The sequence below is a fragment of the Streptococcus sp. D2 genome, assembly GCF_006385825.1.
Classification (GTDB): Bacteria; Bacillota; Bacilli; order Lactobacillales; family Streptococcaceae; genus Streptococcus; species Streptococcus shenyangsis.
This window is the reverse complement of the sequence record NZ_VFSI01000018.1, coordinates 16,428-42,711: the sequence shown is the minus strand read 5'-3', so window position 1 is coordinate 42,711 and position 26,284 is coordinate 16,428. Positions and strand designations below refer to the sequence as shown.

The 26,284-nt window shown below is 40.5% G+C and carries 6 protein-coding genes and 1 pseudogene; all 7 read right to left on the bottom strand.

Features of this window, described 5'->3' with window-relative positions:
* A pseudogene (locus FJR73_RS09465) lies at window positions 1-71 on the bottom strand (transposase); the annotation flags it as partial.
* A gap of 220 nt (window positions 72-291) precedes the next feature.
* Entirely contained in the window at window positions 292-7,467 is a 7,176-nt protein-coding gene (locus tag FJR73_RS09460; protein ID WP_140834635.1) for an SIALI-17 repeat-containing surface protein, read from the bottom strand.
* A gap of 357 nt (window positions 7,468-7,824) precedes the next feature.
* Window positions 7,825-16,107 (bottom strand): SIALI-17 repeat-containing surface protein, encoded by an 8,283-nt coding sequence (locus FJR73_RS09455; protein WP_140834633.1) that lies wholly within the window; start codon window positions 16,105-16,107, stop codon window positions 7,825-7,827.
* A gap of 155 nt (window positions 16,108-16,262) precedes the next feature.
* Window positions 16,263-23,195 (bottom strand): SpGH101 family endo-alpha-N-acetylgalactosaminidase, encoded by a 6,933-nt coding sequence (locus FJR73_RS09450; RefSeq protein ID WP_140834631.1) that lies wholly within the window; start codon window positions 23,193-23,195, stop codon window positions 16,263-16,265.
* A gap of 357 nt (window positions 23,196-23,552) precedes the next feature.
* On the bottom strand, window positions 23,553-24,281 hold the full coding sequence (yaaA, locus tag FJR73_RS09445) for a peroxide stress protein YaaA (RefSeq protein WP_061759412.1): 729 nt from the start codon (window positions 24,279-24,281) through the stop codon (window positions 23,553-23,555).
* Window positions 24,282-24,359: 78 nt separating this feature from the next.
* Window positions 24,360-24,524, bottom strand: coding sequence for a YczI family protein (locus FJR73_RS09440; protein ID WP_061759413.1), 165 nt, complete (start codon window positions 24,522-24,524; stop codon window positions 24,360-24,362).
* A 161-nt stretch (window positions 24,525-24,685) separates the two neighbouring features.
* Window positions 24,686-26,281, bottom strand: a complete 1,596-nt coding sequence (locus FJR73_RS09435) for a hypothetical protein (protein ID WP_140834629.1) — start codon at window positions 26,279-26,281, stop codon at window positions 24,686-24,688.
* Between the last annotated feature and the right edge of the window lie 3 nt (window positions 26,282-26,284).

Sequence of the window (26,284 nt, the reverse complement as noted above, 5' to 3'; positions counted from 1 at the left end):
AGCTTCTCTATGCTATATCCTTGTTTTTTAAGTTCATAGATCTGAACTTTATCATCATAAGTTAATTTCATAATAAAAACACCCCAAAAGTTAGATTTTTTCTGTCTAACTTTTGGGGTGCAGTTCAATATTAGGTATTCAAAACCTTAATACGATGCGTTTTATCATGCAAGGATCTACTATATTTCTACTCAATTTGAGGCTTTATATCATAGTAGTCCTGCTCATTTACCGATTCAATTTTTAATCCTCGATTAATCTATACAAATAAGAATAATTTAGAGATAAAGTCTAATCTTCTTTACGTTTTGCAGTCAATAGTGTTGCTGACAAGGCCAAGCTAACACCTGCTAAGAAGATGGCTGTATCAGATTCTCTCTCACCAGTTTCTGGTAAGCTATTTTGATCTCCTTTGACTGCTGAAGCCTTTCTTTCTGTAGTCTGGTTATTTGCTAAGTTCTGTACTGGATGCTCTGTTTTCTCACGAACTGGTGCTTCATGATTTCCTACTGTTGCTGGAACACCTTTATCCTCTGGAAGTTTACTATCTTGAGGCACTCCTGTATTTACCCCGTCTTTAAATTTAGGCTTCTCAGCGATTGGTGCTACCTGATTACCTACAGTTGATTGTTTCCCTATGTATTCTGAAATATCGTTAACTGCTCCTTCAACAAAGTTAGCTCCGCCTTTGAATTCTGGAACCTCATTGACTGCTCCTTCAACAAAGTTAGCTCCGCCTTTGAATTCTGGAACTTCGTTGACTGGCGCAGGTTCCCCGCCCTTACTATTTGAAATAGATGGTTTTACTCCCACCTCGACAATGCGGTCTTGAGCCTTTCTTTGTTCAGTATGAACAATAGTTCTAGTAGTTCCTGATACTTGAATAAAGTCAACTTTTTCTCCATCTTGTCCCTCAGAAACTACACGACGTTTACCTTGAGCAAGTTCAGGATTTTCACGAATAACTTCTTTAAATGGAAGCGGAGTCTTTTCAATTTCCAAGCTTGGAGTTTCTGCTACTAAGTTCTTAACTCCTTCTGTCGGAATTGTTTGGAAGGCTGCCTTAAAGTGTAAACGATACTCTTTCACAAGAGTTCCATCTTTAGAAACAAGACGAACAAGTGTTGGAAGATTAGTATTTCCAGGATTCACAACTGTGACTACTCCATGTCCACTAGTTGTCGCAGTGACTTTTGGTTGGGAACTCATTGCTGTTAGTGTATAATCTGTCACATTTGGTTCAAAGTTTTCCAATGCTTTTCCATCGATCGAAATAGTCGCTGATGGTGTTTCCACTTCTGCTCCTTTGCCTGCAGAGTAGGCTGTAAATTCTACAAGTGCTAGGCCATTAGTAGTAGCCTTACGAGTCATGCGAGCACGAATAGCTGTCGTTTGAACCGGATCAAAGTTAAACTCGATTGGTTTACCAGCTACTAATTCTCCAGAAGCTTTATAAGGAATTGATTCCCAATTTTCTGCCTTGTTGAATGGATGGTCAGCATTTTCTTCATACCGAGAAATCGTACTTGGTTCTGTAAAGGCAGGACCAATATATCTTTCTAGAACCATTTTCTCTGGGGCATCTGTTCCACTATCTTTAAAGAACTGGATTGCTACTTTTCCAATGGATTGAGAGGCAATTTTTCCATCCTTCTTAAAGAGTAGGCCGACAGAAGTTTCTTGATTTTTCGGAGTACGAGACCAGTTTGTCCAACGTCCATCTTCATTGTATTTTCCATCATTGATATAGAAAATTCTATCATGTGAAGCTGCTTGTGTATCGTTCGTTGTCGAAGCAAAGGCTTTAGAATCCGTTTCATTGTTGCTTGGATTTTCTGACAGAACTTGGTTACCTTTAGCTACAACTGTCACCTGTATTTTAGTTGTTAGATTTGTACCAATGACATGACCAGTTACTTCAAAACTTCCCTCCTGTTCTGTCGCATGTTCAGGAATGGCATCCCATTGAACTGCAAGGTTAGCCTTAACCCAGCCAGCTTGTGAAGGATAATAGACTGTCACTTCAGCAGGCAATTGAAGTTGATCACCAACATTCAGGGTCTTGGCACTATTTTCTGCAGCTGCTGATTGTGTTGACTCTTTTTCGTCATCACGGAAGATACGATATTCTTTCAGAACAGTTCCATCCTCAGCTTTTAAGATAAGACGTGTCGCACCTTTTTCACTTGTTGCAGGCACAACTGTTACCAGACCATTATTGCTAGCTGTTGCAGTGATTTCTTTGCTAGATTTAGGAATATAGTAATCAGTCTTAGATGGATTGAAATGTTCAAGCTTCTTGCCATCTACTTGGATAGAAATTTCTGAACTTGTAGAGCTCACTACCTTATTTCCAAGGACAGTTAGCTCTGTCAAACCAACACCAGCAGTTCCATCTGCTTTCTTCATGCGCATACGAACAGCATAGGTTTCTACCTTATCAAATGTAAAGTGGTTGGTTTTACCTGCAGATAATTGTCCAGGAGCTTTGAGGTGTTCCACCTCTTTCCAGTTAGCTTCATTATTAAATGGATGGTTGCTATCACGTTGAGCATTATTGACATCATTCGGAAGATCTGGAACTTCTTGACCGACATAGTATTCAATAACATATTCTTTTGGAAGACCAATCGCTCCATCAGTATAGAAATCAACTGAAAGATTATCAACAAAGCGCTTGGTCAAATCACCAGAGTTTCCAAACAAGATTGATGCCCAGTCATTATCAGTATTTGTTCTCCAAGTAGTCCATCTATTTTTAGCATCTGTAGGCGTTCTTGATACAGTCAGGTCGTTCAAAGCATTAGCCGAATCATCCCCTCCTGTATTGGATACAATAGCTGCTGGTAATTGTGAACCTGTCCATTGTTTAGAGATATTATTTCCAGCAACCACTTGACTAGAAACACGGACATGAGCCTTGGTGGTCAGATTGCTACCAACTAAATGACCATTGATTTCATACACCCCTTCAGTTTGACTAAAGTTAGCTGGTACCTGATCCCAAACCACATCTTTGTAGATAGTGGTTCCATTAGAATGGTAAGCACGTACACTGGCTGGCAATTGAACTGTCTCACCCTTAGGAAGAGTAAGGCTGATTTCCTCTGCAACTTGCAAGCCTTCAACCGTCACAGTTGCTTGAGCCTCAATATCTGTACCTTCTACATGTCCTTTAAGGGTAAAGCTATGATAGTGCCCCAATTCTTTTTCAGCTACTTTGTCCCAAGTTACAGCTACCTTACGAGGCAAGCCTTTATCAAATTCTGCTCCAACTTGACTAGGTAAATTAGGTTGCTGATTGATATCGGTAGAGGCAGAAACTGGATGAAGTTTGACAATTTTCTTCTCTACTTTATTTTCTTTAATCACCAATTCAGTTGCGACAGATTGCGTTTTTTCTGTTTGATTGTCAATACGAGGAGTTAGAGTAACACGACCCTTAGTATAGAGCAACAAGTTCTGTCTATTTACCTCAAGATGACCACCATCAGCTGACTTGGCTTCTAAGTGGACATCTGACGCTGCAAATTCCGTCTGTGAACCATCCTCATAATGCCCAATCACATGATAAGGGAGAACTTGATCTTCTGTTGCTTTCTCTTTTCCTTCAACGTTTACTTCCAAGCGGGTCAAGGCAGGTGCTTCCTTCACGAATTGAATCAAGTAAGTTTGAACCAAGTCACCCTTCTGGTCACTCAAGAAGACAGAAGCCTGATAACCATTATCAGCAGAAGCTTGCTGAACTGTTACCTGATAGCCTGTAGTCTGTGCTCCAACACTTGGGATTTTAGCAGTGTAAGGAAGGGATACTCGGTAATAAGTCTTTCCAGGCTCAAAGTTTTCAAGAGTCTTATCTCCAACCGTGAGACCTGTAACAGTACTTTCTGTTTCCTTGTTGCTTGCGATAAAGGTTGCAGTTACTTCACGATCGTCATCTGTCAATTTACCAGTTGCTTCAGTTCGTCCACCTTCTTTAGTCAAGGCGGCAGGATCTTTCAAGGTCCAAGACACAACATCTGTATCAATCAAGCTGCCATCTGACAAAACAGCAGTAACCGTTTTATCCAAATCAGCTGCCGTTGTACCAACTGGAACTGTCGCTACCTTAGGCAACCACTTATCAAGTGCAACTACCTTGACAAGGGCTTCAGCCTTAGCTTCGATACCTTCTACATTACCAAATACTTTTTTCTCACCTGCGCTTGTAAGCAAGTCAGATGGCACGTCCCATGTTACAGTCTTTTCCTCAACACTACCGTCACTATAAATAGCTGTTACTGTTCGTGGTAATTCAGGAGTGGTACTCACATCAGTTGTGGCCTTCACAGGAGCATAGGCTATAAAGTGACGGTTTTCTTTCTTACCAGACACGGTTGCAACTGTTGCACTATCAGATGTTAAACCAGCAGAATCTGCATAAAGAGTAAATTTACCTTCTTTTTCTGTTGATTTTACAATGACAACCCCTTTACCATTGAAAGCACGTCTTTGCCATGTTCCATCTGCTTGAGCTTTGTAGCGTTCACGACTAGCTTGTTCTCCATTATCCACACCAACAATCTGTCCCTGACCATGAAGATTGAAATGAACAAGATTGTTAGCTGTCGGAACAACATTCCCTTCTCCATCAACAATTTCGTAATGGATGTAAGATAAATCTTTACCATCTGCTGTGATAACATGCTCTTCCTTAGTCAGACGAACTCTTGCTGGCTCCCCAGCAGTTGTCACACTATCACGCGCAATTTCGTTGCCATTTTCATCTCGAGCAATCGCAGTCAGTGTGCCTGGTTGGTATTTAACGAGCCACTCGAGATACAATTCACTTGGTTTAGCTCCCTCATGATATGGACGTCCATCTTCTGTCGTTTTCTTAGTAAATTCCTTTTTACCAAGTGACTCTCCATTTAAGAACAATTCGACACTTGCTGCATTTGAGAAGGTACGAACCGGAACCTTTCCATCGACCAGCATCTTACGATCCCTGAGTGTCTCATCAGTCCAGTTCCAATGTGGTAAAATTCGGACAGTTGGTTTTTCTTTAGCACTATACCATTCACTACGGTAAAGGTAAAAATCATTCTTGGGTAAACCAGCCGTATCGATGATACCAAAGTAAGAACTTTTTACGGGTGTATTATCTTGGTTATGCCATGGAGTTGGTTCACCGATATAGTCAATTCCTGTCCAGATAAATTGTCCAGCATAGCCAGCATGATCACGGTCAAAAGTCCATGACTCAGTAGCTGTTCTTCCCCATCCAACACGGTCATTACCATAGTCAGATTGTTCATAGTGACGATTTGGACGGTTATCATGTCCAAGGATTTGAGCAGGATTGTAATAAGAATCACGCGTTCTAGTAGCTGAAGAAGTTTCAGAACCATAGATGAGCCAGTCTGGATGAGCTCTACGAACAGCTTCATAATTACGCTCTCCATAGTTCATACCCACAGCATCCATGATTTCTGCAACTTTCAAGAAATCACCTGTAGACGCACGACTAAATTTATTTTCACCCATGGTTACGTAACGCTCGGTATCAATCGCTTTGATAACAGCCTTCAAACGTTTAGCAGTTTCAATAGAACGAGGACTACCATTCGCTTCATCTACCTCATTTCCAAGAGACCACATCACAATAGACGGATTGTTCTTATCACGTTCTACCATTGTTCTAAGATCAAAATCAGACCACTTCTCTCCCTTCTTAGCCTCGGGATGAGTCGCATCTTGATCAAAGAAACGTCCATAGTCGTAAGTCTTCTTGCCACCATACCAAGTGTCAAAAGCCTCCTCTTGAACCAAAAGTCCTAGACTCGCCGCAGCATCTAGCAACTGAGGGCTCGCCGGGTTGTGAGTGGTACGAATGGAGTTCACTCCCATATCTTTCAGAAGTTTTAATTTACGATAAGTAGCCTTATAGTTCTCTTCTGCACCCAAGGCTCCATTGTCATGGTGAATACTTACCCCATGGAATTTCATTCTCTCACCATTGAGAGAAAATCCTTCCTTAGCTGTCCAGTTAAAATAACGGTAACCAAATGTATCTTCTGTTACATCAACTAACTGGCCTTCTTTATAGACTTTTGTTTTTAGAACATAAAGTTGAGGATGGTAACTTTTCGTTGTCCAAAGAGTTGGCTGATTAACCAGGATATTCTGATTAAATTGTGCTGTTTCATTTTCTGCCAAACTCTTAGTTTCAGAACGAACTAGTTCTGAAACAGCTTTACCCTCCTTAGTGAAAATTTGTTGCTCCACAAAGACATTCGCAGCCTTTTTATCTGTATTTTTAATCTTACTTTGAACTTGTGTTTCAACATTGCTATTTTTTTGTTCAGCTAATTTTGGTGTTGTAATGTGGTTCCCATTTTCCGCAACATGGACCTTATCACGATAACTAAGGGTTACATCACGATAAATCCCACTTCCAGAATACCAACGACTACTTGGCTGCTTATTGGTCACTTGAACGGTAATGGAATTTTCACTGCCATCCTTGTTCAAAAATTCTGTAATATCATAAGAAAAATGATTATAACCACTTGGATAATGTCCTACAAATTTACCATTTACATAAACCTTAGAATCCATGTAAACACCATCAAAATTGATACGAACATCCTTGTTCTTGTCTGCTTCATTCAGTGTAAAAGTCTTACGATACCAAGCCGTTCCACCATTTAACTGTCCACCTTCGTTGCGAGCAGGAGACTTGTGATCGAAGTCAAAATAAATACTCCAATCGTGTGGTAGATTCAATTTAGACCAATCATGAACATCCACATCTTTTTTTGAAAAATCTCCTTGGGCGTTTAGTTTAAAGTACCAATCTTTATTGAAGTCTTGTTTTCGATCTGATAATAGCTGCTTCTCTGTTTCAACATCCGCTTTACTTGACTCTTTAGAAAGCGCTTGCGTTTTTTCAGAAGAAGATTTGAGATCTGCAGTCGGTTTTACCTGATCCTTTTCTGAAGTTTTCTTAGCATCCTCTTTTACATCTGTTTCAACTGCTGCTGTAGATTTCGGACCATCTTCCACAGTCTTTGGATTTGTCTCTTCAGCTTTTTGCCTCTCTTCAGCTTCGTTTTCTTCTCCTACCTTATTTGGAGTTTCAACTTTAGGATTAACCAATTCATGGTTACCTTCATTAACAGGTTTAGTAGGTTCTGTATCCTTAGTCACTTTGTCTTCTGTCGACTCAGCTTTTGGCTTTACAAACTCACGTCCACCATTCTCATCAGCCTTTGCGATAGCAGCTGCCACATCATCGGGAAGCTTATCTAAAGGCTGAGGTTGATGAACTGTTGTTTCTTCTGTTTGAGTATTGGATGAAGCCACCTCCTCAGCTTGTACAGCTGAAATACCAAATATACTAGCCCCAATCATCACAGATGCCGCACCTATAGCAAATTTACGAATGCTATAATGGCAACGTTTATCGAAAAGTCTTTTGTTCATTAAAATCCTCTTTTCTTTTTCTTGATGCTGAGTAAGCGCTTCCTTTTTTAGAAAAATAACTTCCTTCTGAACACACAACTAAGCATCGAGTTTGTTTTTTGTATATATTGAATATATCAAAATGAACAAAAAATTGCAATCTTTTTTATGATTTTAATATAACAAAAAAAGATTGAGGCAACATCCTATAACGAGAAGCTTAACAATGGATAAAGAATCTGGTCCGAAACTATCAACTATTCAAAAACCACACAGTGTTGCTTTCAGCTTGATGATGCTCAATACTGAAATCACTGTGTGGTTTTATTGTGACATTAATGTTTATCCAGGATTATTGAATAACTCTTTTTCGAATTCTTAATCCTTTTTCCTTCTTTTGATAAAAGCGGCAGAGAGAACTAGTCCAAGACCACCTAACAAGGCTAAAGTAGCTGATTCTTCTCCACCTGTTGCTGGAAGTTGATCTTTAACTTTAGCAACCGATGTTTGTGGTTGTTCTTGTTTTTGTGCTTGATCTGTTTTCACTGATGCACTTGCAAATTCATCGGACTTTTCAACAGTAGTTTCAACATCACGATTGCCACTGCTCATCTTATCTCCATCGACTTTATCAACCGAATCTTTCAAGTTTTCCTCTGTTGGAGTGACTTGAGGGCTTGCTGTTTCTTTATATTCTGGGACTTCATGGACAGCTGCTTCAGTGCCATTTACGCCACCCTTGAAGTCTGGGACTTCTACTACTGGTGATGGTAGCTTGTCTGCTTTTTCAATAGCTTCAGTATACTCGGGAACTTCATGGGTAGCTGCCTCAACTGCGTTTACTCCGCCTTTGAATTCTAGCCCTTCTACTACTGGAACCACATCATCGCCTGCTGTGCCAATAGCTTGAGTGTATTCTGGAACTTCATGAACAGCTGCTTCGACACCATTTACGCCACCAGTAAATTCTGGGACTTCTACTACTGGTGATGGTTCGTCACCCTTACTTGTAGTTGGAGCCGGTTTGGCTGGTTCCTCTGGAAGTTCTTGGTGGAATGTCGTCATTTCGTAGAACTCTGGTTTACCTCCTTCCCAAACAAGTTTCACATCCAATAATGGAGATTTATCTCGGACAGCAAATGTTTGGAAGCTTGAGGTAATCTCACCTATTTCTGACCAAGAATCTCTTTTATCTGATTTAAGAGTTCGAGCCAATACTCGAGCCTTCACTCCTTGCGGAAGACTTGAAACAAGTCGAATATGGTTGACATCTGTCGGTTCTGACAAGTGGTAGACCAGCTCACCTTGTTCTTTCTCAGCCTTATAGCTAGTCAATACCTTACCATCTACGAGGTTGGTGTAGAGGTTACCTTGGCTTTCACCACTGTTTCCTTGAACAGTTGGATCATTAATCGGTTTCACGAATTCGCCATCATTGATAACCAACTCAGTGAAGCCTACAAAACGAGCATCATAGTTAGCTGTAAATAGAACACGGAGATAATTGGCTTTAACTGGACTTGCAAGTTCACCCTCGATGTAGCGGTTTCCTGGCATCTTAGAATCATGTGTCCAACCATCTGTCAAGGAATCATCACGTGTCTCATTGGCAACACCATCACCAACTGTCACAAGATCTGTCCAAGTCTTGCCATCTTGACTGACTTGAATCTTACCATCACGGAGATAGTTTTGAGTGCCGTCTTGAATGTAAGCTCTAATTTTCTTGATTGCACGTTCACTACCTAGCTTCAAGGTGATATGACCATCTTTACGCGCATAGTCTGAAAACTCTACAAAGTTATTGTAAACTCCATCGAACAATTGATCCAAGTTCTTAATCTTACGAACGTCATTGCGACCATATGTTGGATGGATGCCCATTGATGTCGAATCAAGTGTGGTTGGTTGAATTTCTTTTGTCTGAACAAGTAGAGAGGTTGCTGTCACTGCTTGTTCTTGGTCAGTCTTGTTGACCAAACGAACATAACGTACCAAGGACTTATCTGTCACTTGATCAGCCGGATACCATTCTTGGGCATTTGGAGAATATTCCAAATTAAGGGATGGGTTTTCTGTACCAACCGCTTGAATGAGTTCAGCTTGGTGAAGACGATCAAGTTTCATACCCAAATAACTTTTAGCTGGAAGTTTTGTTCCGCTCGGAATTTGCATATTATAACGGCCTAGGCTGTCATAAACTGGAGTTGACTTCAAGTTCTCAACATTTGTATCAGTCAATTGGCTATTGCCTGTACGTGTTTCAACTGAGAAGTCAGCGATACGCCACCATAGGTTGGTGTTCTTAGTATTGCGAATACGGACATAGCGAGCTGAAATTGGAGTTTCGATTTCTTTGGTTTGTTCACCAGTCAAGCGATCCAATTCTTGCCATGAGTTACCATCTGCAGAATATTCAAGAACACCTTCTGCTAATTTATCTCCTGAACCTTGGTGGAGACGAACCTTAGTCACAGGTTTGACTTCGCCTAAGTCTAGTTGTACCCAACTATTTACTGGAGTTGTATCAGTTCGATCAGCATTCGCAAGCATGGCTTCAGTATTGTCACGACCGTCTGTAATCTGACCAACTGTCGTATTGTACTTGTACATAAGATTTGGACTAATCGTCACAGTAGCTGCCTGTTTAGCACGAGTAACTTCCACAGGGCGGTTAACAGCAATTTCTCTTACAGCAAACCAAGTATTATCACGATCTGAAGTCGCAATCATTCGAACAGCCTTGGCACGAATATTGAGTTTTTCATATTTAATAAGAGATTCATTTCCAGTATAGCTTGGTTCTGAAAGTGTTACCCACTCATCATTTTCATTTAGGTACTCAACCTTAGCATTGTTAAAGGTATCACGAGGATTTGCTTGAGTTCCCATTGCAAAGGTCAAGTTTTGGAGTGGAACAGCTTTGTTAAATTTCAAACCAATGTAATCACCAGTCTTGATACTGTTTGGCGATTTGATTAATGCATGAGTTCCCAAATCTCCATCAGTTACCTCAGCAAGTCCGCCTTCTACACCTGTACGGTTTGTGATAAAGGTACTAATCACTTGATCAGGATGCAAGGCTTTTTGAACTTCTGTTGCCAAGATTTCACGCAGTCCAAGCAAGAATGGACGGATATGTTGAACACCCAACTCAGCTTTTTCGTCATGGTCTACATAATGGAAGGTATAAGTTTGAGACTGTTCATATAGTTTCAATCCCTTATAGTAACTATCCCAAAGTTTTGCAGAATCGTTCTTTTCGATAGCCTCTGTACCATCAAGGAGAGCACTCAAGGCATCCATTTGGTCAATGGTATTGTCCAACCAATAATGGATTTGAGCACGCATCTTTTCATCACCAGATGCTTTATAAAGTTGAGCTGCAGCTTTTAGTTTCGCAAATTCTGCACGCAAGCCTTCACGCTCTGCACCAACATCTTGACCAGCTTTCAACTTAGACATGAAGGCCGCCAATTTCGGTGCAAGTTCAACAGACTCTTCCAACTTCACAACACGACCATCCATGTTTTGGTTGATCATATGTTTACCAAGCTCACGGAAGGCAAGAGAGGTTTCGCTATCTGTAAACTTACCATTTTCAACAAAGTTGAAGGCAATATCGTTTACTTTCTTAGCTTCTTCTTCTGACTTCCATTGTTTCCATGCATATTGAGCTGCAGAGAAGAGGGCAATCTTAGAAGGCTCAGATTGTTGCATTGGATTCAACATGATACCTGAAAGAAGACTAGGATCAACATTTGGATGAAGGAATTTCTCACCACCACCTAAGATTAAGTGTTGTTTAGAATTATCTGTAACAGGCCAATTGACCCATAGAGAAACTGGACGATATGTCTTACCACCTGCAGTCAGATTGTTCTTAAGGTTAGAGAGGAAGCTTTCGGATACTTCACCCCAGATCTTACCACCAGTAAGGGTCATAGAGGTTGAAGTTGGAAGATTTTCATTGAGTGCTTTCAACTCATCTTCACGGCCATTACCCCAATATTGACCTGGGACAAAGATCATTTCCTTACGAAGGCCACCATAAGTTGCTTGTTTTTTAGTCAACCAGTCTGTCATGTCCTTCATCAAGCGGTTGTAGCTATTGTAGCCACCAACTGGACTTGGGGCATCATCAGCCAAAATACCGAACTCACGAACACCGACATCCATTAATTGAGTGAATTTAGCTTTAATAGTTTCAAGGTCTTTTTGGTAGTCAGCATCGTTACCAAAACGGATACGATTATTCATGAATGGATGGATGGTCCAAACATAACGAGTCTTGTTTTGGTTTCCAACACGCGCCAATTCACGAATTTCAGCTAGTTTTTCTTCTGGATAAAGTTCACGCCATTTCTTGTTGTGATATGGATCATCTTTTGGTGCAAAGAAGTATTGGGTCAACTTCAAGTCACCACCATAACGCATCAATTCTGCACGGTCAGCATTACTCCAAGGATTTCCATAGTAACCTTCGATAAAGCCACGGTTCTTAATTTCAGCGTAGTCTTCAACTGTTACATTACGTAAGACTGGTGCCGCGCTCTCATTAAGCATGTGTTTGAGAGTCGTTAAACCGTAGAAGACAGCATCTGTATCTTTACCGACGATAGAGATTGTATTGTTCTTGATTGACAAGGCATAAGCATCAATTTTATCAAAGAGTCCTTGAGAAATTCCAGATACTTCTTTTTCAGCCTGTGAATTTTGACCATGAACACCAAGGTAGATGTTAGTAGCACCTGCCACTGCTGTTTGACTGCTTGTGTATGAGATTTGATGATCTTGTAGAACGCTCTTCAAGCGGTTACGAGTATAGATATCTAATTGATCTCCCATGACAAGATTGACTTGTTTATGGAGTTTCGTAACACCTTCATCGTAAGTTACTTTTTGTGGTGTTGGGAATACCTTGTATTCTTTCTTAAGGTAGTCTTGACTTTGGGCTGCAGCAGCAACTGCCTCATCACTTGTTGGCTTGCTAGCTACAAATTTATCAGCAAGTTCAGTTGTCCCGTCACCCATCTCCTCAACTTTAGGTGCTTTTGGAGTAGCTGGCTCTTCTGCCTTGTTAGTAGAAACTGGTTTCAGAAGTTGAATTTCTGCGGCACTACCAAATCCTGCAACACCTGCTAGGACTTTTAATTCTACCTTATTCGTTTCAACTGCATCAAAGTTCACTGTTTTCTCTTTGGCATTGTTTTCCCAAGTTCCTGAAGCAACTTTAACCATCTGACCATCTTTTTGAGCATATATTTCATAAGATGTCACGACACCATTACCACCACCTGGACGTGGAAGATAAGTCAAACCATTGACTTTTTCACTTGCTTTCAAGTTCATAGCAACTGTGAATGGTGCTTGATGTCCAGACCATTTTGAATGCCAGAAGGTATTTGGATCATTGTCGAAGGCTTTTTCTACTGGACCTTCTGCATTGGTACCTGGTAATTCTTGACTAGTTGCAGAAACTGTAAAATGATTATTTGGAATCAAACGTGGATTTACAAATGGTTCATTTGACAACTCAGCACTATGCAAGATTCCTTTGAAACCACCGATCGTTTCAAGTGGTAGAACCAAGCTATTATGAGCAAAACGAGGATTAGCTGGATTTGCAATACGTTCAACCTTTTCACCATCTACATAAACTTCTGTAGATTGTGGTTTCGTTACAACAGAGATTTGATAACGTTTGTTCTTTTCAAGTTTCTTGTTGAATTGAATATGGAATTGCTCAAAAGTATAGGCAAGGTAGCCATCCTTATCTGCAAGATAAAGTTGATTATTGCCACTTGTTGAGAAGGTCTGTTCACCGTCACCAGTTACAGTAACATCCATTTTCAGGACATGACTTGGTCCTGCGTCACCAACTAGACCTTCGATTGTACTGTCTTTATCGAAATTCAATCCTGCTTCAGTCTTCTTCACTTTCTTAGCAAGGTAATCTTTGACAGTCTCAGGATTAATCTTGAACAAGTCTTCTTCAGCTATAGTCTTTTCAGGATTAGATTGTGGTGCATAGACACTTGCTGGTTGAATACGATCTGCATAGGTCTTAGCTGCACGATCGGAACCCCAAGTGCGTTCTGCAGTAGACTGCATACTCTTGAAGAAACGTTTAAAGATATCATAAGAAGTAAGTCCAGTTTCATGGAGGTCAATATTATCATTCCAAACCGCATGACCACCACCAATGATATTAGGATTAGAAGCTTCTAGACGTGGGCCACCACCTGTTGAGAAGTCATTTGGTGTCCAACGATTGTATTGAATTTCATAATTTGCATAATCTCCATAAGCAGTTTGGCTATTGCTACCACTTGGGACACTATAGGTTGGAACATCTGTGATATTGATAATCTTGGCACCTTGAGCAATTGCAGCTGCTGGACGTTGCCATCCAAGGCTCCAGATATCCACTTCTACATCTTTCCAATCAACTGGCGTTTTTCCTTGTTTGGCGCTGAGTGATCCCCAAATACGTGGTGTATAACCTTTTCCTTTGATATACTTGATGAGGTCATTGACATAGCGACGATAGCTTTCTGGACTTCCATAATACTCATCTGTACCGATATGAACGGTAGAAACGCCATGAAGGGGTGCATCTGGACCATCAAGAAGTTTATCATAGACTAATTTAACAAAAGCAAGTGTTTCTTCGTACTTGTTATCCAAGTCCAACATAGCTACACGTTCTACATTGTGTTTTCTCGCACTAAGTTGACCCTTGTACATCAAGTCTGGACGAACTTTAACGAATGAAAGGGCGTGACCTGGTGTGTCAATTTCAGGAACAAGGTTGATATGCAAAGCTTTTGCTAACTTGATGATTTCTTGCATTTCTTCCTTGGTATAGTGCTCATCTGATGTTAATTTTTGGCCATCCTTACCAACAATATCTGTCTCCACACGGAAGCCTGTCTTGGCATGCTCTAGAACATACTTGAGTTCTTCTTCTGGACTTAAGTTCTTACCTGCCAAGTGCTCTTTTAGGAAGATATAGTTATCATTCAAGTGCAACTGAAGATCGTTCATCTTGTAGTAGGCCATGTTTAGCATGATGTCTACAAGCGTATCATAAGGGATAAACTTACGACCTGTGTCTAGCATAAAGCCACGGTGGCTGAAGCTTGGGAAGTCACGGATCTCACCGTTCTGTAGATCTTTTTCTCCCATTTGAAGAAGTGTACGTGTAGCATAAAAGGCACCTGCATTTGTTGCAGCTTCTACAGTGATAACACCATCTTTTACAGTGATACCATAGCCTTCCTTACCATATCCCTTGTCTTCAACCTTCTTAAATTCAATTCGTTTTTGAGCTGTCTGATTGCCTGTTGCAATTTCTAAGCCACGACTTTCAAGGTCAGTCTGATAGAATTTGGCTTCTTGACCAAATCCAGAATCTCCGACTGAAATAACAGTAGATGATGTAATAGAAGTTTTTCCTTCAGTTCCATACCATTGTTGAACTGCTGGAGCAACTGCTGGTTTAGTTCCAACGCCTTCGTCTGCATGCAAGCCTTTAATAAGAACTTCAAATTCTTTTGTGAAGGTATGAGTATCTTTGACTTGTTGGACCATGACCTTAACAGTTTGATCTGTTAAAGGTTTGTAGATTTTGTTATTTAGGTCAACAACACCCTGTTTGTTGCTACCAATTAAGCTTACTTGACCTGGTAATTTAGGTAAAACAAGTGATTTTCCATCTTTAGCAACTTCTAGTTCTGTCACCTGACGAATATCTGTTGGTTTGCTTGCATCCGGAATGTTTGAATAGGCACGAATTTCTTGAATACCAACATTTTTCCAGTTCATAGTACCAGCTTGGTAATCTGTGATTTCAAGTTTAAGGTACTTGGCTTGAATAGCCTCTTTCAAATCAACTTTTTCATCAAGAAGTGGAGTGCCTGTTCTTTGATAAGCTAACTTCCATTCTTTAACTCCCGAACCATTCACATCATCCTGGCCAGCGTAATAAAGATTCCATGACTTGATATTTGGATCATTTTTTTCACCACGAACACGGCGATCCCAATCAATCTCCACATGCTTAATCACTGTTGTCTTTTCAAGTGTAAATTCGATGGTTGGTTTTTCAACATTTTGATCAGTAGCCCAGCGAGTATCAGGTTTTCCGTCAATTGCCTTTTCTGCTGTGTACTGTGTGTTTGCTTCATGGTTTGATGCTGTAGCAGAAGCTTTTTCTAAATGATTGACATCTGGTGTTTCGACCAAATCTTTAGTCACTGGCTTTTCAGATGGTTTAGCTGTTGGAGCTACTTCTTCTTTTAGAGTTTCTGCTGGTTTTGGAGTTGCTTCTTCCTTCGGAGCAGGAGTTTCAGTTGGCTTTGTAACTGTTTCTCCAGTATTTTCAGGCTGACTTTCTGTCTCACTTGGTTGAGTTTCACTATCCCCTGTCGTAGTGGCAGTTTCTGCTTTTTCAATAGCTGCTGCTATATCTGCTGGCAGCTTATCCAGAGGCTGAGCCTGTGTTATTGTTCCTTCTGTCTCAGCAGGTCCTTCTGTTTCAGCTGCTTGAACCATGCCAGCACCAAAGATACTAGCACCAATCATAACAGAAGCTGCACCAATCGTAAATTTACGAATACTATAATGACACCGTTTCTCAAAAAAATGTTTTCCCATTTTTTCTTATTTCCTTTCATACGCTCACAATCGTAAACGTTCTCATTTCCCTTTAGAAAAAGAGAGGACCTAGAGGTCCTCTCTGGGCATTCTTTTTTCTCCACTAGAACAAGCAGAGAGTTTGAGCTCCCTTTTAATGAAAACTCTTGTATATTCTAATCTTCTTTTCTCTTTGCAAGAAATAGAGCAGACATTGCTAGACTGAGGCTGGCAAGGAAGAAGAGCTTATCTGACTGGCTAGTTCCAGTGTTTGGAAGTTTAGCAGTCATTTCTTCTTTTGCTTCTTCTATCTTCATTCCTGGTTTAGACCTATCAACTGATTGATGTTCAACTGCTTGTTCTGCTGAACTCTGTTGCTTCTGATTGAATTGATCTGTTGATGGAGTTTGTGCCTTACCTCCAACTTCTTCAGTTGATGGAGTCTGCGCCTTAGCTCCAGGTTCTTTAGTTGATGGAGTCTGCGCCTTAGCTCCAGGTTCTTCAGTTAATGGTGATTCTTGTTTAGAAACTTGTTTATAAACAACAGCATAATGTCCTAGTTGACTTGTTGTGAATTCAATTGTTCCCTGACCATTTGTAAAGTTTACTGACTCACCTGATGCAGTATAGTATACCCCAGCCACTTCACCAGAAACCGGTACTCTAACAAGGACTGCACCTTTCGGCTGAACTTTATGATTATCCTTATCTACCAGATGAAGAGAATAAGCATCAAATTCCATACCTTGTAAGCTTTGGTCTGTTACTTTTTGAACTTGAAGGTGCATGTCTGGTGCCAAGTCTCTTGCTAGTCCTGCAACTACAACTCCTGTTGATTTATCTGATAAGACACGAACGTCCCCAGTTGGTTTGTCTACCGTAGGTGCTGCTTGGTCACCTGCTGTTCCCATTGCACCTGTATATTCTGGAACTTCATGTACAGCTGATTCTACCGCATTCACACTTCCAGTGAACTCTGGAACCTCTTTTACAGCCACTTCATCTCCTGCTGTCCCTACTACTCCTGTATACTCTGGTGCTTCATTAATAGCTGATTCGCCACCGTTTACACCACCTGTGAATTCCGGAACTTCAATGACTGGTGCTACTTGGTCACCCTTGCTTGATGTTGGAGTTTCAGGTTTCGGTTCTGGAGTTGGAGTAGGTGTTTCATCTTTCAATTGATCAAGATAATCTGCAAAGTATTTAATCATTCTATTTGTCAAGAGATGATTATCTGTTGCAAATTTCATGCTGGCAACAACACTTGCTACTTCCTCTTGATTGCTCTTATCAGCCAATTTTTGAGCTTTAGCTAAAGCAGCTTCATAGGCTGCAGTATCAAGACCTGCTTCAGTCACTTGTGGACGAGTGAAGATCAATTCTGCAGCTGATTGATATTGATTGCCACCATCTCCGTAAGTTCGTGTTCCTGTTAGAACAATCTTCTTAGCTTTGATCGTCTTTCCAAAGTTGATATCTTTAGGTTTGTTATTATCAGCCCAATTTGTTGCATTGAAAGTATGTTCCTTACCTGTTTCATCAGTTACGACAAGAGTCACATCTCTCAGATTACCGTTTGAACCGGAACCACGTGGAACATAATGGAAACCAGTAATTTCAGTCGGTTCTTTCAAGACCATTGTAGCTGGCTTGCCAACATCTCCTCCGCCCCATGATGTATGCCATAAACTAGATAAGTTTCCATCAAAGGCATTTGCAAGACCTTCACCAGCCTGAGCAGGAGCACTTAAGGTTGCAAAATCATCTGTCACAAGAGCTGTTTTCTTCATCACTAAAGCATCTTTAAGAGCATTGACTTTAGCGATTTCTGCTTTAGCTTCTTCTACACTAATATCATCGTCTGCTTGACTGAGGTTGAAGACTGCTTCTTTCAAAGCATCCATCGTTTCTTTAGTATAGTTATCCATCGAAACAGTCGGAAGATAGTTCTTAACAGCATTTTCTGCCATCATCTTACCAGTCAAGACAATTTCTTCAATTTGAAGTCTGTCCATGATGAAATCATTGTAACCACGGAAATTCGCATTACCACCAGAATCTCCACGAGTATTGCTTGCATTTCCTGTAGAGTAGATACCTACCCATGTATCGCCAGTTTCAGCACCTGTCACGAGGAAAGTTGCGCGTTTAGCTTTTTTAGAATCTGTCCATGAGTTTGGTAATTCATGCATTTCCAAATTACTTGCCTGTCCAGATTGGAATTCTCCTTTACCGACTACAAAGGCATAAGTATTGTCAGATCCAGCTTCATAGTCAAATGTAATACGATAGGTCTTACCTGCTTCAAAGCGGAAGTTTTGTGGAATTGTTTGGTAAACCAAGTTACGACGGCTCACAAGACCGTTTGTCTTGAGTGACCAATTTCCTTCGATAACGTCATCAACTTTCTTGCCATTCCAGTCACGTTGTGTGTATGGACCATGTTTTTCAGACAAGTGAGTACGGTTGTCTTCAACACCTTCGATACCACCGATGACAAATGGGAAGATACCTTGACCCACATTTTCAAAGTCTTGTTTGAAGACACCTGTTGCAGTATCATGACCGTCACCGTACATATTTGATTCATTTTCAAAGGTACGAATTTCATCGAAGTAAGTTGCTTCATCACCTGCTTCACGACTCAAGGTCAAGGTTACATTTGATACATCTGAACCTGTTGTGAAGAAAGCATACATGTTTTGGAAGTAACTTGTGTTATCAACCGTTGCATTGCTTCGACGAGTATTGTGAGCATAGGCTTTTACATAGTTGAGGGCGAGTGACTTGTTGGTGTAGTTAGTTACTTCTTTTTCACCAGTATTAACGGTAATACTTGCTTTAGCATTACTACGGTTGTCTACACCGACATAGACTGCGTATTTAGTATTTGGCTTCAAGCCAGTCAATTTTTGAGTGAGACTAACTTTTTCTTTATTGCCTTGGATGCGGAGCATTTGATTTGCACCTTGAGACTTCACGATTTCAGCCTTAGACGCATCTCCCGAAATCTTCCAATGATTCAAAGATTCGCTGTTAAATCCTTGGTCATAGATATGCATTCCTTCACTCCATGACATTTCAGGATTTGTTTGTTTAGAACGATAGAGAACATATGGCTGATTTGCAGTAAGATCAAGGGTAATCTTACCGTCTTTCACGGCAACTTCTTTTTCCTCAGTCTTACCTTGGTCAGTTAGTTTATAAAGGTAAACCTTACTATTCGCCCAGTCGCTAGGAAGCGTCCAAGTTGTTGCACCTTTTTCAGTATTGAAATAGTACATTTTTTCCTTGTCGCTCGCAAGCTTGTTACCGTTCGCATCCCAGTTCCAAGGTGTCAAGTAAGCTGAACCATCTTGAATCACACGACCATTGAGCGTAACTGTACGTTCACGATATTGTGGACTGTTGACATCGTTTGATTTACGAGTTACCACAACCTTGTTATTTGCAGCATCGACCAATTCTACTTTCATTTCTGGAGTCCATTTATAGGTACTACCATTGTCAGTCATGGTTACTGGTTTGCCATCTTCCCATTTGCTGACTGTGAAGTGTTGGAAGTACTTAGTCATAACGTCATGAGCAAACAAGTTTGTTACATAACCGTTATAGTCACTACGTCCTTGCCATCCTTCAAAGTCCTTCATGCTATAACCGCCTAGAAGTGGATAGTCAGCTGCACCACCGTAACTTCTGTAGTCACCAACCCAAGAATCTTTTTGGTGGTTACGGATAAAGCGAGTAATGGCACTGTTAATACCTTTATTTGTATAGCCACCGTAGGTCAAGTCAGCTGCCCAATGTTGGAAGGTAGAATCATATTCACCACCATGGCCCCACTCAATAGCAAAGCGCCAACCTTGTTTGTTAATTTCTTTCGCAATAACGTGAGTTGCCCAGGCACCATTGTCACCTGATTGACCGTTACCCCAAACGTCGACGTAGATGAAGTCTAGGCCTTCACCCAACTCTTTCTTCAACTCTTCCCAACGAGCTAGACGTCCATGAGCCAAGTCATAACCAGCATCAATATTGATACCTTGGTCAAGCCAATTCCAACCGTAGCTGTAGCTACCATCTGCATTTTTACGAAGAATATTTTCATTAAAATATTTAGACTCAGGATAGGTTTCTGAAGCGTTAACGTGGATACCGAGGTGGGCACCATATTTCTTAGCTTTCGCAATAAGAGTCTTAAAGTCTTCGACACCACCAATACGTTTACCGATATCCGCGTAGTTCAAGTGTCCAGAGTCATGTCCTTCACTTCCGTATCCCTTAAGAAGTACACCTTGACCAAGACCATCTGTATGAAGGTTAATCTTCTTGATACCATCCAAGGTCATGAGGAATGGGTTTTGCGCTTGTGAACCAAAGTTCATAGCGATACGATAAGCTGTGATGTCTTTAACTTTTTCCCAACCTTGAGGGTTATTCATGATACTACGATAAGCAATCGCACCATCTTGCCAATCTACTTTATGGTCAGCATTGGCATCTTCTGTGATGACAACTTTAGCACTTGGAAGTTCTTTGGTATATTCTGGGAAGACAATACCATTATGAGCTTTTTCCCATTGCCATTCAGAACTATGAATTTCCACGTAGTTGGCATTGCCAATCGTATTCTTATAAGCTGTCAAACGTGTCCAGTCGTAAGAACCACCACCATAGCTATTTTGCGAATTACTCCATACACCTGCCGCAAGCTTGTCTGTTGAAACAAATCCGTACATATACCCTTTAGCTAATTCTTTCATTGGATTTGTTACTGCGATATGGTCATCACCACTTACATGAGTATTGTTTGACATGGTTGCCCCATCAAACTTAGCTCCTGCTTGGTCGCTTGAAACAGATACCAAGGCATTTCCTAGGAAGCTGATTGAAGAAAGTAATTTACGTTCGTCATCAATCTTTTGTCCTGGTGTCACTTGGTTATGGTTGACAATCTTAGTCACATCAAAGTGAAGTTGGTTGTCCACTACTTGCAAACGAACGGTCATATCTGCATTGATGAGATTTTTCTCATCACGGAGTTTCATGTCATACTCAGCAGTCGTTGCATTAACCTTTTTATAGGTAACTTCAGGAGTCACAGCGTGCTTGTTGATCACAACTTGATTAATTGGTTGAACTTGTCCTGGAAGCTTGTTTCCATTTAGAACATATTCTTTAACACGTGGGAAGGCTTGGTCGATAACTGCTTTCAATACTGTAGATTGAATAGTGTCGTATTTTACATTGCTATCATCTACTGTATCGCCCTTTTCTTTTTTAGTCGATTCTTGATCGCTTTTAACTCCTTCTTGGTTGTCAGTTTTGACATTGACAATTGTTCGTTCGCTACTGTTATAGGTTCCAGCTTTAAGAACGATTTTCTTCTCATCTTTTAGTTTATCATTTACTGCAGATGGCAAGGTCACTGTGTCAAAAAGTTTCACATCATTGTTAGTTGCATTGAGCTGTCCATCTGATTTTAGACTGATCGTCAAATGGTTCTCAGATCCATTTACTGGAGCTGCAACTCGTCCACCTTGATACCAAAGTCCACTACCATTTGTCTTGTATTCCCAGAACCATCCACCTTGGTCATATCCTACAAAAACGTTGTTATCTGTGTCTTTAAATTTCATGAAGACACCGAAGCGAGACTTACCTGTCTCGGATTCTTCTTTAAAGGTCAAATCAACGGTAGCATTCCCATTAGCATCTACTGTCAAACCATCTTTTTCAAACAAGGCTGGTTTTTTACCATTGTCATTTTGAGCAGTTGAAGCTAGTTGGTTGTAACGAACTCCTTTTTCTTCACGGACAGTTACTGTTCCCTGTTGTTCTTTCTTTTCAACTGTTTTCCATTCTGGAGTGACTTCTTTTGATTCAGTCGGTTTAGTTTCAGCTGGTTTATTTTCTGCTGGTTTGTTTTCTGCCGGCTTATTGTCAGCTGGTTTTTCTTCTTTAGGTTTATCCTCTTTTGGTTTTTCTTCCTTGTTTTCCACTTGTTTATCGAGAGCATCTAGACCAGCTGGTTTCCTTGTTTCAATACCCTTGATATAGTTTTGGATCCACTCTAGCTGAGCAGGTGAGAAGAGAATACCTCCACTACGTTTACCAGAGACACCATTTTGGTGGATACCAATCAATTTCCCATTTTCATCGAAGATTCCACCACCACTGGCACCTGGTTCACTTCCTTGATAGCTAATTCCACGAACACCTTCTCCGTGATTGTTAATGTCCTCAACCCTTGTATTCAGAATCGGATCAAGTTCTCCTTTTGGATATCCAAATACATGGACCTTATCTCCTACCTTAGTTGTTGCAGGCTTCTCAGACACTTCAACGGGAGCATTTGCAAGAGGTGTACGAAGCTTAACAATTGCCAAGTCATTTTTATAGCCTTTGAGGAAGCCTTCACGGTCCCAGTGTTTTACATCATTCTTACTAAATTTGACATCTGGTGCTCCTTTGTAAGAAACTGTATAGACATCTCCATCACTCTCAACATTATCAGCTACCTTACGATTATTACCATCTGGAACATCTTTGATAAAGTTATGAGAAACAGATAAAACTAGATTTTCCCCAATAACGATACCACTGCCAATCCCCGCAGCGCTTTTAATTTCAACAGTCGCACCATAGTTTAATTCACCATTTTTTGTTTTAGCGACATCTTCTGGAACTAAGCTTTTATCCTCTTTTTCTAATTCTTCTTTTGAGGCAGTGTGGCCATTTTCTTCAGCCTTATCAAGTTTTCCACGTAGTTCATCAGGAAGAGTATCTGAAGCTGAAGAGCTTGTTGCAGTTTCTTTTTCTTTTGCCAGTAATTCTTCTTCAGTCTTTGGTCCTTCAGTTACTTCAGGAGAACCTTGGTCTTCACCAGCTTTTGGTGCTTCAAAATCATGCCCTCCGTCCTCTTTAGCATTTGCAAGAGCTGCAGCCAAATCAGCAGGCATATTTGCTGTTGAACCTGTTTGTGCAGAATCTGCTAGGACAGTACTAGTTCCAAAGAAAGCTGCACCAATCATGACAGAAGCAACCCCTAATGAAAATTTTCGAATACTATATTTACAACGTTTTTCAAACAATCCTTTATCCATTAAGTCCTAAATCCTTTCACTATATACGTAAGCGTTTACATCTGCTGTTTAAAAAAATACTCCTTTCTGTCTAAAAAGTGTAACACTTACGTCATTAAATAAAAAATAATTACACTTTTAATATAACAAATGATAGGAAATAAAGCAATAGAAAAGATAGGAAATGACTAATTTTTTCTTTCAATCCTAGTAAAATTAAAGTATAAAATCTCCAAAATACTCTAGAAAAATAAAATACATATCATCAAATTTTTTCAATATCTGATAATATGCATTTTTCTGATTTTAAAGACTCTTTATCCAACCTCATGCGTTTTAAAAACGAAGAAGTTGAGCCTCAATTTGAATTGTTCTCTTTCATACTTCCTTAACAAAAACCAATTCCTGTTGCTGGGATAAATCTTCTCGGTAGACAAATCCAGCAAAGCTTAAGAGACGAGCTTCCTCCACCGTCTGTACTTGATTTTCTATCAGGGCTGTTAGGAAGGCACCACGCGCTTTCTTCGAAATAGTTGAATGAATCTTCAGCTGACCATCCTTGTCCTCCATGAATTTGAAGGTCACCATTTTTTCTCTAATTTCCTTAGAAAATACAGTCTCAAACTCGGACGACAAGAGGGAGAAAATTACTTCTTCCTGCGTCACAGCTTCATCGTAGGCTACCTTCCAATGGCTCTTCAAAGTCTTACCAGCGACTTTTAACTTCATCAAAAAGTCCAAACGGTGAGGGGACATGGGTGACAAGGCTGGAACGACACCGTACAAAGCCGAGGTAATGAAGACATGATTTTCAAGATAGACTTGTTCTGCCTCGGTCAACTTATCTCGCTTGATGTGACGGTACATAAGCCCATCAAAAAGTTTCAAGGCTGGGTAGTGTTGAGCAGTTTGTTTTTTTAAAGCTTGGATATGTTGAAATTCTTCCACTGCCTTCTCAGCTGATACCTTGTAAAAACTCTCCAATTGACTAGCAGAATAGAGGGCCAAGGCATCCAGCACGGCCTGGCTTTCTGGTTTTAAAGAAGTTGCTTCGATACTTGGCAAATCTGAGTTCATTTCTTTTGCTGTTGGGATTAAAATTTTCATATTGATAGTGTAGCATATTTTTTAGCTACTACCAAGAAATTCATCTGAAAAACCTCGGTTTGACCGAGGTTCCTCTGTTTATTTGGGCCATCCTAACCAGATAGCCACGAGAACAAGGGCTGTGCCAGCTAAGCTTGTTAAGATAGATAAGAATTTATCTTTTTTCTCCTTGAACTGAGAAAAACCTATCTTCAAAGCGAGCAGTCCGAGTAGCATTGAAGCAAGCATCACATAAAAACCCATTTCTTTGTCCTCCATTAGACTTAATTTACCTTATTATCACATATATTTCTTAAATAAATCTTTTTTATACTCAATGAAAATCAAAGAGCAAACTAGCCGCAGACTGTACTTGAGTACGGCAAGGCGACGTTGACGTGGTTTGAAGAAATTTTCAAAGAGTATTACTGCACTTTAAAGGTCTTAAGATAATTATCTTTTCCTACTTGACCTTCGAAGGTTTTACCATTTTCAAGGTAAGGAAGGTCATCTGATACTGAGGCCTTAACCTTGTAAATCTTGCCATCAACTTTAAAGAAGTAGACGGTGTCGCCCTTGATAACAGCTGATTTGAGGTCTGCTACCACACCCTTGATGCTTTCTGTGGTTTCATTATCAATTTCAAGGTCGTTTTTATTGGCGTACTTGCTGAGCAGTTCTTCTACTGTCGTGGCTACGATAACATTTTGGTACTCGACTGCGTCTACCAAAGCATACTCTTTGACCAAACCAGCATTGTCCTTCAAGCCCATGATGTAGAGAGGCTTGTCATTGAGGTTGATGAGGATTGGGAAGGTCGCCTTGTAGGATTTCTCCTGAACAGCACCTTCGGCTGATTCACGGGCTGATTCTTCGGTCGCGGAAGCCAAGCTATACTTCGTGATTTCTCCTGTTCGCATATTTTCAAGGATGAAACCAAGATTACTTTCATCCGCATTGGCCGACGTCACACCTGTGTATAGGTAGATGTCATTACCGATAGACAAGTAATTATAGCCCTTGGTAGTCTGGGTCACATTTTTCTTGGAAATCATGGCATTCCAGAAACCATCCTTGTACTTGCCGTTGTAGTTGATTTGCTCAATGGTTTCCTCAGCTGGATAAACCCTGTCCACCCATTCTGGAACATCTGCCAAACTGTATTCCTTGGTATCTCCATTTGTGGCATCCAAGATAATGACTGAAACAGGACGGGGAACCGCAAGTCCAAATTGCTTTTGGTAAACCGTTGCTACATAGAAAGGATTACCCTCATCGTCCACCTCGAAAGATGGAGTCTTGAAGATTTTGGTTGGGTACTTAAAGCGCAGGTGACGCTTGACATCACGATTAAAATACTCCGAGTCTGAATATTTGATTGGTGTCTTCAAGTCCACCAAATTCGCATTTCCAGTTACCATGTCCACCTTGATATACTCGCCGATTCCCTTGGCCTGATTATTAAACCACTTGATAGGATCTGCATATTCTAGTGGCGTAACTCGATAAGGTTTCCCATCAATCGTCAATTGGGTATAGGTGTCTGCCGCTACGTACTGCGACACCTTATCTGTTAGGGAACCCAAGTAGCGGTCACCAATTTTTTCAGCAGTACTTCTATCTAGAATAGGAACCTTACTGGTGTCAGTCTTAGGAAATTCAGTAAAGTCTTTTTCCGTAACCGTGACTACATTGGCATAATTTTTAGCCTGAAAAATGCTGGAAGTTACCAAGGAAACCAAAGCTGCCAAGAGAAGAATCCCTCCAATAGAAGCAAAAAGAACTTTACCTAACCGATTGATTTTGAAACCTTCAAGATTTAAGGCAGCTTCCGCCTTGCCGTGGCGCACATGGACTGTTTTGACCAGATTGATTCCCTTGCCAAAGCCAAATAAGATTGCCACAAGCAGCAAATGCCCACAGAGAAAAAAGAGAAATTCCCAGCTGGTCAGGTTAAGAGGCGGTAAAAAGATATACCAGGTCGTTGCGATAAAAATAAATTCAAAGACTATTCGTTTCATTTG